At 55.1% G+C, this 11,277-nt stretch carries 11 protein-coding genes, 1 pseudogene and 1 riboswitch; of the genes and pseudogenes, 3 read left to right on the top strand and 9 right to left on the bottom strand.

Annotation, left to right across the window (positions count from 1 at the left end; translation table 11 throughout):
• Positions 1 to 177: 177 nt before the first annotated feature.
• Together folE2 and metZ are read right to left on the bottom strand one after the other, a co-directional pair.
• Positions 178 to 1,281 (bottom strand): GTP cyclohydrolase FolE2, encoded by a 1,104-nt coding sequence (gene folE2, locus RUA4292_RS10950; protein ID WP_058277615.1) that lies wholly within the window; start codon positions 1,279 to 1,281, stop codon positions 178 to 180.
• 169 nt (positions 1,282 to 1,450) lie between these two features.
• Positions 1,451 to 2,641 (bottom strand): O-succinylhomoserine sulfhydrylase, encoded by a 1,191-nt coding sequence (metZ, locus tag RUA4292_RS10945; RefSeq protein ID WP_058277614.1) that lies wholly within the window; start codon positions 2,639 to 2,641, stop codon positions 1,451 to 1,453.
• Between the two features lie 65 nt (positions 2,642 to 2,706).
• Positions 2,707 to 2,784, bottom strand: a riboswitch (SAM riboswitch).
• 121 nt (positions 2,785 to 2,905) lie between these two features.
• On the opposite strand from metZ, the gene RUA4292_RS10940 reads away from it, so the two are divergent.
• Positions 2,906 to 3,595: a glutathione S-transferase N-terminal domain-containing protein gene (locus RUA4292_RS10940; protein WP_058277613.1), complete on the top strand. Its 690-nt coding sequence runs from the start codon at positions 2,906 to 2,908 to the stop codon at positions 3,593 to 3,595.
• Positions 3,596 to 3,665: 70 nt separating this feature from the next.
• On the opposite strand, the gene RUA4292_RS10935 is transcribed toward RUA4292_RS10940, so the two are convergent.
• The 3 genes and pseudogenes from RUA4292_RS10935 to RUA4292_RS10920 form a co-directional block, all read right to left on the bottom strand.
• Positions 3,666 to 4,514, bottom strand: coding sequence for a hypothetical protein (locus RUA4292_RS10935; RefSeq protein WP_058277612.1), 849 nt, complete (start codon positions 4,512 to 4,514; stop codon positions 3,666 to 3,668).
• A 141-nt stretch (positions 4,515 to 4,655) separates the two neighbouring features.
• A pseudogene (locus RUA4292_RS25295) lies at positions 4,656 to 5,218 on the bottom strand (Hint domain-containing protein).
• Positions 5,219 to 5,775: 557 nt separating this feature from the next.
• Positions 5,776 to 6,150, bottom strand: coding sequence for an OB-fold nucleic acid binding domain-containing protein (locus RUA4292_RS10920; protein ID WP_058277609.1), 375 nt, complete (start codon positions 6,148 to 6,150; stop codon positions 5,776 to 5,778).
• 127 nt (positions 6,151 to 6,277) lie between these two features.
• Here RUA4292_RS10920 and RUA4292_RS10915 point away from each other — a divergent pair, with 127 nt between their 5' ends.
• Both RUA4292_RS10915 and RUA4292_RS10910 read left to right on the top strand, forming a co-directional pair.
• Positions 6,278 to 6,601, top strand: coding sequence for a 2Fe-2S iron-sulfur cluster-binding protein (locus RUA4292_RS10915; protein WP_058273927.1), 324 nt, complete (start codon positions 6,278 to 6,280; stop codon positions 6,599 to 6,601).
• The gene (locus tag RUA4292_RS10910) at positions 6,601 to 7,323 is read left to right on the top strand and encodes an FG-GAP repeat domain-containing protein (RefSeq protein WP_058277608.1); all 723 of its coding nucleotides are present in this window, start codon (positions 6,601 to 6,603) and stop codon (positions 7,321 to 7,323) included. The genes RUA4292_RS10915 and RUA4292_RS10910 overlap by 1 nt, the downstream gene beginning before the upstream one ends.
• 9 nt (positions 7,324 to 7,332) lie before the next feature.
• Here the strand turns inward: RUA4292_RS10910 and RUA4292_RS25290 are convergent, their stop codons facing one another.
• The 4 genes from RUA4292_RS25290 to RUA4292_RS10900 all read right to left on the bottom strand — a co-directional run bounded on the left by RUA4292_RS25290 (position 7,333) and on the right by RUA4292_RS10900 (position 11,128).
• Entirely contained in the window at positions 7,333 to 7,530 is a 198-nt protein-coding gene (locus RUA4292_RS25290; protein WP_233493418.1) for a hypothetical protein, read from the bottom strand.
• Between the two features lie 209 nt (positions 7,531 to 7,739).
• Positions 7,740 to 7,907: a hypothetical protein gene (locus RUA4292_RS24770; RefSeq protein WP_158507014.1), complete on the bottom strand. Its 168-nt coding sequence runs from the start codon at positions 7,905 to 7,907 to the stop codon at positions 7,740 to 7,742.
• A gap of 691 nt (positions 7,908 to 8,598) precedes the next feature.
• Positions 8,599 to 9,645: an aldo/keto reductase gene (locus RUA4292_RS10905; protein ID WP_058277607.1), complete on the bottom strand. Its 1,047-nt coding sequence runs from the start codon at positions 9,643 to 9,645 to the stop codon at positions 8,599 to 8,601.
• Between the two features lie 289 nt (positions 9,646 to 9,934).
• Entirely contained in the window at positions 9,935 to 11,128 is a 1,194-nt protein-coding gene (locus RUA4292_RS10900) for an NADH:flavin oxidoreductase/NADH oxidase family protein (protein ID WP_058277606.1), read from the bottom strand.
• Positions 11,129 to 11,277: the final 149 nt, after the last annotated feature.

The raw sequence follows: 11,277 nt of genomic DNA, 5'->3' as shown, positions 1-11,277 counted from the left end.
CGCACGTCTCAGCTTCCTTTCAGAGTGGCAGACGCACGAACAGAAATTCGCCTGCCACGGCTGCATTCCACACCAGTGTTACTTGAAGGACCGTGCAAATGCAGCATGAATTGCCGCACTGCGGCGAAAAACCGCTCTTAGTCTAAAAGTGATACCTTATTGATCCACCCTGCCCCATCACCCGACGTGGAACAGGGTGGTGAACAGCCGAGGGTCCAAGCTGGGTGACACAAAGGTCGGACCTTCGGTCAGAACCGACACCGCATCGTGGCTGTGCAGGCTTTCCTGGTGGCTTGCGACCACGCGGAAATCGCCGATATGGTGATCGGCCAGCAATTCAGCACAGAACAGCCGGGCGGCGTCTTCGACAAAGATCGGATTGGCCGCATTAAGCTCGGCAAAGGCCTGTTCATCCTCGCGTTTGACCATCACCTGCGTTTCTGTCGGAACGGCACGGCGGCACAAGGCAATCAGATCCTCGAACCACAGGCAATCCGTGTCGCAATCGACCACAACAGAAATCCGCGCCACCGAGCGTTGCGAATGCGGTGTGGCCAGTTGTCCACGTGTTGCGCGTGCGTGCTCGCTGAGTTCCAGCGAACAGGGACATGTTGAGGAATAGACATAGTCCAGATGCATGATCTTTTGGCGCACCCCGCCCTGTTCAACCAGCTCAAGTGCGATGTCGTAGTACTGGTACCCTTCCAAACCGGACCGCAGGCTTTGCACACGGTCGGGATAGGAAAACCGCATCTGGATACGGGCGTCAAAGCTATCCAGATCAGTCATATAATCATCCAGCGCGGCCTCCATGACCTCAAAGCTGAACGTACGCTCGGCGTGTTTGTAAAACGAGCGCATGATCCGGGACATGTTGATGCCCTTCTTTTCGGCATCCAGACTGACAGTCCCGGTCACAGAGGTCTCAAGCGTCAGATCATCGCCGCGTTTGCGATGAAAACGGATCGGCAGGCGGAAATTCGAGATACCAACATGCTGGATTTGCTGTTTTGCACCCCGGATCAGACTGGACGGGCCATTCTGCAGATCCGGCAAGGTCGCGCGATACGCACTGTCGACCGCGAACCCCTCGGGGTATTCGCGCGACAGGGACGGATAGTTTATGGGCACCAGACCAGGCACCAGACGCGCAATTGCCGGGTCGAGCTGGCTGATCTCGGCCTCCGTTGCTGACTCGGCCCATTTGCGCAGCGTCTTCAGAGCGGCTGCGGCTTCGTCATTGTCGGGCATATCCTCAATGTCGCGGGGGTGCACGTTCATCGATCGGGTTCCTCGGTTGGTCGCCGGACCATATTCGTGTTCGGCTTGCTTTCCAGTTTAGCTTTATACGCTGAAAAACACAGCCCGGATCGAAATTCGGCGAAAATCGCATGACTTACGTCATTTTCACCTAGTTTCGACCCGGTTGTCAGTAAACCGCTGCCGTTAGTTAACGTTGCGAAACATCCAGTGCGTGTTTGATGTCTGTAAGCAGATCGCCCGCGTCCTCCAACCCGACGGAAAAGCGGATCAGGCCGGGTGTGATGCCCAATTCGTGCTTCTGATCGTCGCTCAGACGCTGGTGCGTAGTTGTTGCGGGGTGTGTTGCGATTGACTTGGCATCGCCCAGATTGTTCGAGATGACAGGGATCGTCAGCGCGTTAAGGAATGCAAACGCCGCGTCCTTGCCGCCCTTGATATCCAGCGACAGGACCGTTCCGCCTTTGCCGCCCAGCTGGGCTTGGACCAATGCGTTTTGCGCATGGGTTTTCAAACCCGGATAAAGCGTCCGTTCCAGCGCCGGATGCCCCTCAAGAGCTTCTGCAATGGTTTGTGCCGTCTCTGCCTGAGCGTTCACGCGCAGCGTCATCGTTTCCAGACCTTTCAGCATGACCCAGGCGTTGAACGGGCTCAGCGCACCACCGGTATGTTTCAGATAGGGTTCAACCGTGCCCCGGATGAAATCCTTGGTGCCAATGATAACGCCACCCAAAGCGCGCCCCTGCCCGTCGATATGTTTGGTCGCAGAATAGACCACAACATCCGCCCCCTGTTCGATTGCGCGCGAGAAAACGGGCGTGGAAAAGACGTTGTCCACGATGACAAACGCGCCAACCGCATGGGCCAGTTTGGCAACTGCATCGATATCAATGACCTCAAGGGTCGGATTTGACATGGATTCAAAGAAAACCGCCTTGGTCTCTGGCCGGATGGCAGCTTTCCAGGCTTCCAGATCGGTACCGTCGACAAAGGTAACATCTACACCATAGCGGGTCAGGATGTTTTCAAGAATGTACAGGCAGGACCCGAACAATGCCTTGGCCGAAACCACATGGTCGCCCGCCTGCAGCATCGAAGTCAGTGCCGCATTCACCGCAGCCATGCCGGATGCTGTGGCAAACGCGTCCTCACCGCCTTCCAGCACCGCAATGCGCTGTTCGAACATCGAAACGGTCGGGTTGCCATAGCGGGCATAGATGAACTCATCCGGGCCGCTTTCGATGAACCGCGCCTCGGCTTGTTCGGCTGTCTCATAGACGAAGCCCTGCGTCAGAAAGATCGCCTCGCTGACTTCGTTATATTGGCTGCGACGGATGCCGCCATGGACGGCTTGGGTGCGTTTGTTCCAGCTCTCGCTCATCTCATTCCTCTCGACCCTTGTCTGGCAAGGGCATCAAAAAAACCCCAGACGCGGTCAAGCGAAAGGGGCCTTTCATCCTGACCTTTTAGCGGTGTTGTTTAGCGTGGCCCGCAATCCGGTAACAAATCGCCACGTAGCTTCTGCGATGCAAATACGCCGCGTTTACATGGCCGTCAAGCCCGGTTGCCCTGTGTCACGCTTTCGTAACCGCCTCTTGCCGATTGCGCAGAATACCGCATGATCGCCTCAACCTGAGGAGGCACCATGATTGATCTGTATTTCTGGCCCACGCCGAATGGCTGGAAGGCGTCCATCGCTTTGGAAGAGATGGACCTTCCCTACACCACTCACCTGATCAATATCGGCAAGGGTGATCAGTTCGACCCCGAGTTCCTGAAAATTGCGCCCAACAACCGGATGCCTGCCATCGTTGACCCGGACGGCCCGGATGGCGCACCTATCTCGGTGTTCGAAAGCGGCGCGATCCTGATGTATCTCGCCCGCAAGACCGGGCGCTTTTGTGACAAAACCGAACGTGACCGGATCGCAGTCGAGGAATGGCTGATGTGGCAAATGGGCGGCGTTGGCCCGATGGCCGGTCAGGCGCATCACTTCCTGAAATACGCGCCAAACCTTGAGCCGCCGCAGGATCTACCTTATGCCAAGGACCGCTACCGCACCGAAGTCGGGCGGCTGTACGGAGTATTGGACCGGCGGTTGGCCGAAAATGAATACGTCGCGGGCGATTTCTATTCCATCGCCGACATGTCGATCTGGGGCTGGGCAAGCCTGTGGGAAGGGCAACAACAGGTGTTGGAGGACAAACCTAACTTCGCTCGGTGGCTTGAAAATGTCAGCGCCCGCCCCGGCGTTAAGGCCGGACGCGCGCTGCACGTAGAGCTGCGCGGTGATCACCGGAATAAGCAGTCGCAGGGGGTATTGTTCAAGAGGTAAATGCATCCCAAAACCACTTTGGATCTACAATGATCTTCCGTCGTTGGCGCTTAGGCTGGAACTGAGTTTGTTAGCGAAACTGGAATTCAGGCTCCGCATCGAAAGGCACAGACCTGCCCTTCAAGAGCTCATTATGCAGTGCTGTAACATTCCTGCCGTCAACGCGCATCCGGGCTGTTAAGACAAAGGTCATTTGCCTTTGCCTTGTGCCTGCTTTCTGAACTGGACCAACGGCCCTCTCTGCCGTACCCAAAGGCAAACCATTCGGTTTTTTGGAGCGCACGGAGCGAAAGCTTGGAACCGGATGCCGTTTTCGGCCTGTTTCTCCTGCCGATCCTGACAATTCGATGCCCTTTAGTTGCTGCACTTTTGAGAAGTATTTTTTTGCGGGCCCAAAGTGCCTTTGTTCTAAGGAGTAAACGCTCAATGCCTCCTCGATCATTCTGGCGGTGTGTACATATCCCTTTGAGCGCGTGAACTCCCGGAGTTCAGTAAGTTGATCAGGGATTTGGCTCTCATCCCGCGAGGCGGCTTTATCGAGCGATCCAAGTCGTGTTACGTTGGGCATCCGGGCTCTCTCACAGAAGGCATTGAGTGGTGCGAAAACAAGTCTAAGTTCTGACAAAGACTGACGCGCAAAGACGCTTGCAATTACCCGCCCGGCATCGGAGAGTCGACCAACCGGCGTCAAAGTCGCGGAAAATTGCCTAGATTCACGGATGGGTTTAGGAGCGCGTAGTGTGGCACCTCGGAAGGTGAGTTGTTCTGTCACAAAGCGGCGACAAGGCTTCGCGTTATCGGTAAAAGACCTCCCCCTCGGCTCCGGCACATGCAGCATGCCTGACATGCCTTCGACGTCTTCCGCAATCACGTTGGTTACCGAATGCGCTGGCTGCACGCCGAGTTTCGTGTAGACCATAGGGACAAGCAATCGCAGGAGGTTTTGTTCAAGCGGTGAAACGACTTGTTCCACCTAGTGCATGTATTGCGAAATCACCATCGCAGCTTCGTGTTTTCTGAGAACCTTCGCTGCAGTTGGTCCGTACCCCCACGGCAAGCTTTAAAAAATGTCAGGGAAGATTTCAGCGAGTTCCAATTGCGCTTCATGCGCCATGCCCTTCAATGCGATATCCCCTAGAAACAGACTTTCCGTATATGCGCCGTTTGACACCACAATCTCGTGCTTGTCGAAAATAAAGTGGTAATAGACGACACGGGAGGAATCCGAGACAACCTCAACCCCCGGCAGATCTAACAAGAACTTCGCGGGTACTAGAACGTCTGCATCCTCAAAAAGCAATTCCAACCCGGCAGCAGAAACAAGTATCCGGTGGTTAGCGACACAAAAAGGTCGGATGCTGGCAATCCTTGGTCCAATGCTCCTGTGGCAATTCTAACGGGCTTCAGATGGCATTTATCAGCACGTGAGACATCAACCGACCGTGATCCGATCCACTTGATCTCTTTAGCCTGCCCCTCAGCGGTCAAAACCAGATCGCCGACCTCAAGCGTTTCAACAGCCTTTTCACCCGACGGTGTCCCGATCAGTTTGCCCTGAAGGAAACAAGGGACGTCAACGATTGCATCCGGGTCTGTCGTATCCGGCGCATTGTCCGGTGTCACATTTGACGAGGTAGAGTCGTAAGCAACGCCCGGCACCAACGGCTCAGAGGTTATGTAACCCGCAAGAACGCCGTCCACTTCAACCCTGTATACGGTGATTCTACCGCCATCGGGATCTGAAAGCGCATAGGACTCTTCAAGATAGATGTTCCCATTTTCGGTAAGGCCGGAAATGGGATTGCCGTCCAGATCTGTAACAAGACCTTGTTGGGTCAGGTCATCCCCGATTTCGTTGTTGAAACGGTCTCCATTGAAATCCGTACCATTGTCAGGGTCACCGTTGATAAGCGGCGGTGGCCCGGGTTCGTCTTCAACATTGAATACGCGCCGGTCTGTGCTGGGATCGTAGGTTGGTGACAGCGTGACTGTACCAAAACCAAACACCGTCACCGATATGACGTCAGGCGAGTAACCTATGTAGGAATAGTTTGCCACGTGAAACCTCGGACCAATTACGGTGCTCAATGTTCATCGACCAGGATGCCTTGCGTCCATCAGTTTCTGCGACGGTCCTTCAAAATGCAAATATTCGATTTTAGTGCATCTTTTCTGCCAGATTATACAGCCTCCCCCCGCACCAGCACATCCAGCATGCCCGAGATATCCTCAACCTCTTCCGCGATCACATGGGTCACCGAATGCGCCCGCTGCATCCGGCCCGTGACCCGCAGCAGCCGCCCCGAGATCACCGCCCGGCGGAAACGTTCATAGATCTTGCGCCAGACCACCACGTTCACGATGCCGGTCTCATCCTCAAGCGTGACAAAGATCACCCCCTTGGCCGTCCCGGGCCTCTGCCGCAGGATCACCAGCCCCGCGACCGCCACCAGCGCGCCCTCGGGCGGGTCGTTCAACCGGTTGGCGGGCAGACACGCGGGCGGGCGCGGCCAGTTCCGGTCCGAAGACACAGGGCGGGTAGGTAACGCAATCATGAGAACAAAAATAGAACAAATGCAAGGAAAGTCCATAGGCGGCGTGACGAGTCGCAAATGAGGCTGGAAAGACCTAAATGCCTTCACTATGGAAGAATTCGACAAGCGAAAGAGGAAGACGCACGCAATGGCAAAGATTACCTATGTCGAGCACGGCGGTACCGAACATACAGTCGAAGTCGCCAGCGGCCTGACCGTCATGGAAGGAGCCCGTGACAACAATATCCCCGGCATCGAGGCCGATTGCGGCGGCGCCTGCGCCTGTTCGACCTGCCATGTCTATATCCACCCCGACTGGGTCGAGAAGGTTCCGGCCAAGGACGACATGGAAGAGGACATGCTGGATTTCGCCTTTGAACCCGACCCGGCCCGCTCGCGCCTGACCTGCCAGATCAAGGTCACTGACGAATTGGACGGGCTGGTTGTTCAAATGCCCGAAAAGCAGATCTGATGCTTTTCAAAGCGATCGCGGCGGCCGCGATCGCAATTGGAACCTGTCCGAACCAGACAAAATCTCAGCAGCCATGGCAGTATGAGCCGCTGGGTTCGGCAGAGTACTCCGAACCCACTGCGCGATACCCGCACGGGGTGCTCGGTGATCAGATTGAATACGGCGCCCTGATCCTGCAATATGCGCCGGAATGGGCGAAATACACAATCCGGCTGCCAAAAGAGCGCGTTTTCGAAGATATCCGTCCGCGCCTGATTGATGTTGATAATGATGGCCGTCGCGAAGCTCTGGTGGTTGAAAGCCATCGTGATAAAGGTGCACGGCTTGCAATCTACAATGGCGGCGGCCTGATCGCCGCTACGCCCTACATCGGAACCCGCTTTCGCTGGCTCGCTCCGGTCGGAGCGGCCGACATGGATGGCGACGGCAACGTCGAGATCGCCTATGTTGATCGCCCTCACTTGGCCAAAACCCTGCGCATATGGCGATTTGCAGACGGCGAGCTGACCGAAATCGCATCGCTGCCCAATCTCACCAATCACCGTATTGGAGAAGATTTCATATCCGGCGGTCTGCTCGATTGCGGCGGCACTCCGGAACTGATCCTCGCCAACGGCAACTGGACCCGGGTCATCAGTGTCACTTACGAAAAAGACTGGACCACTAGCGACCTCGGCGCGTTTACCGGCCACAAAAGCCTGAACAACGCGCTCAAGTGCTGATCCGCCTCTTCATCTGGCTAAAAATATCCTGAGAGTGGGGCGACAGGCCGAGGGGGCAAAGCCCTTACGCTGCCTGCATTCCTTGAAGCCGCGACTGAAGACGAAGCCTTCGGGCGCAAAGTCTTCGTGCTCTTTGAAGCCGTCGCCAAAATCGGCGCAGCCAAAAAGATGCAACGTCATCCGCTGCGCCCAGCAGGCATCGACCAAGAAGTAGAGAAACTACGGGAGGCGAAAAAGAGCAAGCCGAAGGTGATGGCAAGACCAGATCCGGAACCCAAGGGGTAAGCGGCTAACGGCAAGCACACCGAACAGAAAAAGGGCGTGGATCAAGCCGTGCCCTTCTTCGCTGTGTTAGTAGTTGTTGCCTCAGCTAATCGGGGTGCTCACAGTGTCTAAAGCGGACCTTCGCCGCGGGTTCAACAAAAACGGCCAGTCAATGCTAAATCCTTGGCAATTTGCGTCAGATGACCGGCAAGATCCCGAAGCAGTTGCTTGTTAAAAACGGGGCAATATAAGGTGACGAAATAAGTGCCCGCGCTGCCTTTTTCTGGGATGATGGACAACGCGGGCCATAGTCTGGTCATGGGACTGCCCAGACTATCTGGAAAGTGCGGTTAGGCACGGGGGCAACTAGGCTGGTATTGACACTGAGTGACGCCCCTATTGTCCAAATTCGTAACCAACTACTTGATCGACGCGACCCTGTCTTAAAATACAGTATGTAAGCTCGAATAAACATTTACACATCCAGCACGCGATAATATATTTTTTATCGCGCGCAAAAAACCTTGAATTGTTGTAATTTTGATTCAAGTACTCAACCGCGTGGCAAGTTTGAATTACCTCTGTTGCTTTCGCATCTGCCAGATATGTCTGGCTACCTCCTGGCGGCGCGGTGAGTGGCGTTGCCAGGAGGCATTTATCTACTAAGCTGGTCATTAAATGAGATCTGGTATTGAGTTGGACAAAGAAGGCCTGACCCTTTGCGCGTGTAAGTCAGTATGCCCGCATCACTGTCGTTCACGATATTTACACGAACGTTTGCACCGAGCGTATAGCGGAAGTGCTCTGTTGCAAAGGTTTGCAAACGCAGCAAAAGCAAATGAGGGCAAGGGGCGGTCAGGGCCGATAAAATGTCCTGAATAGCAACCGCTTGATAGCGCATTTTTTGCCTTAATGCTGATTAATGTAAGAGAGCGCCAAAGCTTTTGACCAAAACTGACAAGGCGAGGTGTTGCCAAGAAAAAAGTGCGATCAACGGTTTGGCAGCGCCCCCTAGAACGGCATCGGATGCGCGCGATGCGCGGCACTGACATCCGCCAGGACATCATCCGCCAACACCACCTCTGTGCCCCCCAGAATATGAGCCAGCTGCGGTACCGTGGTCGCTCCGAATATGGCAGACATCATGAACGGGCGCGTTTGGCACCATGCCAGCGCCATGTGAACCGGATCCAGGCCATGCCGCTGCGCGATCTCCAGATAGGCATCTACGGCCCCAAACACACGCTCGTACTTACGCCCGCCCATGGTCGGAACAAGATCCATGCGCGAGCCCTTAGGCACCGCTCCACCCTGATACTTGCCCGTCAGAAACCCTGCCGCCAACGGAGAAAACGCCATCAGGCCGACATCCTCGTGCACGCTTAGCTCGGCCATATCGGTGTCGAAATGGCGACACAGCAGAGAATATTCATTCTGAACCGAAGCGACCCGTGGCGCGCCCATCTGTTCGGCCAGCCGCAGCCATTGCGCGGTGCCCCATGCGCTTTCATTCGACAGGCCGAATGCGCGGATATTGCCTTTATCGACTTGCTGTTGCAGAGCGACAAGGCACTCCTCCATATTCTCCAGTACGTCATTGGTGTCGTGACCAGTCGGCGCATAGGTCCAGTTCTGCCGAAACATGTAACTGCCGCGATTGGGCCAATGAAACTGATACAGATCGATGCAATCCGTCTGCAAACGACGCAGAGACCCCTCGATCGCTTCGGGTATCGTTTGCGCAGAAATTGGTGCCCCGTCGCGTGCATGCGCGAAACCTGCACCGGAGTGTTTGGTCGCCAGAATATACTCCGCCCGCCGCGCGGGGTTCACCGCGTTCCAGTTGCCCAGGATTTCTTCGGTCCGCCCCACAGTCTCTTTCAAGACCGGGTTCACCGGGTACATCTCAGCCGCGTCAACGAAATTGATCCCAGCCTCCAGCGCCATGTCGATCTGGGTATGTGCATCCGTTTCAGAGGTCTGCGTCCCAAACGTCATGGTGCCAAGGCACAGATCCGTCACTTCAATACCAGTGCGCCCCAATGGGTTCTTTTTCATCTCAAAATCCTTCTGCTCGCAACGCCGCGCACCCTAAAGCAGAGAACCGTCAGAGCAAGGGTGCAGGCGATCAATTCCGGTGCAAAAAGGGGTTGGGCTTATGCAAACCTCTCTGCAAAAAGCGGAATAAAGCCAAACGCAGCGTACGGCGTTTCTGCCCCCTGTGATACGGGCACCCTTGTAGTCTCCAGCGGATGCGCTTTCCTTTCAAAGATTTGATCTGCGATGCGGACCAATGCTGCCGTTCGCTAAGGCTGCGCCAATGTTGGCTTCAAGTTGCTCGTGGAGTTCAACCGAAATGAGAATTCCAAATCTCTCGTCGAACCTCATCTCTGGCTTCGTAGGCCGCCATTGCATCTTCCAGATCACCTGGTTCAAGCGCGCCCTCACCTCTGGCGATCCGCGTGACTTGCATCGTGTACCATGCAGTCACACCGCCTTCCGGAGGGTTTTTGAAACGTGGGAATTGCGGCTCGTCACGTTGATCGGAAAGCCAAAATGATGGCAATTCTGGATCAACGACCAATGCGCGGGCCAATCCAACGAGATCGGCATTGCCTTCTACAATGGCGCTTTTGGCCTGCGCAAGCGTCTTGAAACCGCCCGTCACCATAAAGGGAATGTTCGTTTTCGCACGCGCACGCGCAGCAAAATCTAGAAAATAGGCGCCGGAACCCGCACGATCTGATGGTGACGCAGCACCCGGAAAATATGTGCCGCCGCTGACATCAATCAGATCAATTGTTGTTTTATCTAATGCCGCAATGACCTCAAGGGATTCATCTTCAGCGAAGCCGCCTTCAAGTTGATCTGTCGCGTTCAACTTGATGCCCACAGGGAAATCCGGGCCAACTGCATTACGCACGGCGCTGATCACTTCCAGCAGCAGTCTCATCCGGTTTTGCAAAGAACCGCCATAGGCATCTTCGCGTTTGTTGAATAGCGGAGACAGAAACTGGTTGAGTAAGAATCCATGGGCCGCATGCAACTCAACGCCACCGAACCCGAGCTGCTTGGCAAGGTATGCTGTGCGTGCAAATTCGGCCGGCAGTGCATGGATCTCATCCAAGGACAGTGCGTCGCATTTCAAACCGGGCAAATCAAGTCTACTCGGCCCCTTCGGCGAGCTGATCGGAGCATCCGCCATCGCACCTGCATGTCCAAGTTGCGGCCACAAATGAGCGTCGTTGGTTGCCCCTGCCTGTGAAAGTTTTCTTAGAAATGCGAAATCGGATTGATCGTTCAAAACCAAATTGCCGGGCTTCTCTGCGAAATGAGGTGTGCCTTGCACTTCGCCGATGATCGAGAGGGCGAGGCCGCCAGTTGCCCAACGCTCATAGAGCTTGATTTGATCATCACTTGGATTGCCTTTGCCGTCACCAAGCGAGTCAGACATCGCCGATTTAGCAATTCGGTTTTTAAGAGTTACGCCGCAGGGCAGAATGAGCGGCTGGCGCAAGAGAGACTGGGTTCTATTGGACATTTGGTTCCTCAAACTTTTGCCTTAACAATTGAAAGCAGTCATTTTTGCCTTGCACCGCATCCGTCAATTTGGAATTCAAACCGGTCATTGTGGCATTTCTGATCGCACATCTTTGCGCAATCACCACCACGCCTTCCGGAAAGCGGCTC

The sequence above is a fragment of the Ruegeria atlantica genome, assembly GCF_001458195.1.
Lineage (GTDB): Bacteria > Pseudomonadota > Alphaproteobacteria > Rhodobacterales > Rhodobacteraceae > Ruegeria > Ruegeria atlantica.
The sequence above is the reverse complement of the archived record's forward strand: the minus strand, read 5'-3'. Positions and strand labels throughout refer to the sequence as shown.

Bases quoted from the DNA above. Each gene is read 5' to 3' on its own strand.
- folE2 (WP_058277615.1), bottom strand. From the start codon at position 1,281: ATGAACGTGCACCCCCGCGACATTGAGGATATGCCCGACAATGACGAA.
- metZ (WP_058277614.1), bottom strand. From the start codon at position 2,641: ATGAGCGAGAGCTGGAACAAACGCACCCAAGCCGTCCATGGCGGCATC.
- RUA4292_RS10940 (WP_058277613.1), top strand. From the start codon at position 2,906: ATGATTGATCTGTATTTCTGGCCCACGCCGAATGGCTGGAAGGCGTCC.
- RUA4292_RS10935 (WP_058277612.1), bottom strand. From the start codon at position 4,514: ATGGTCTACACGAAACTCGGCGTGCAGCCAGCGCATTCGGTAACCAAC.
- RUA4292_RS10920 (WP_058277609.1), bottom strand. From the start codon at position 6,150: ATGATTGCGTTACCTACCCGCCCTGTGTCTTCGGACCGGAACTGGCCG.
- RUA4292_RS10915 (WP_058273927.1), top strand. From the start codon at position 6,278: ATGGCAAAGATTACCTATGTCGAGCACGGCGGTACCGAACATACAGTC.
- RUA4292_RS10910 (WP_058277608.1), top strand. From the start codon at position 6,601: ATGCTTTTCAAAGCGATCGCGGCGGCCGCGATCGCAATTGGAACCTGT.
- RUA4292_RS24770 (WP_158507014.1), bottom strand. From the start codon at position 7,907: ATGACCAGACTATGGCCCGCGTTGTCCATCATCCCAGAAAAAGGCAGC.
- RUA4292_RS10905 (WP_058277607.1), bottom strand. From the start codon at position 9,645: ATGAAAAAGAACCCATTGGGGCGCACTGGTATTGAAGTGACGGATCTG.
- RUA4292_RS10900 (WP_058277606.1), bottom strand. From the start codon at position 11,128: ATGTCCAATAGAACCCAGTCTCTCTTGCGCCAGCCGCTCATTCTGCCC.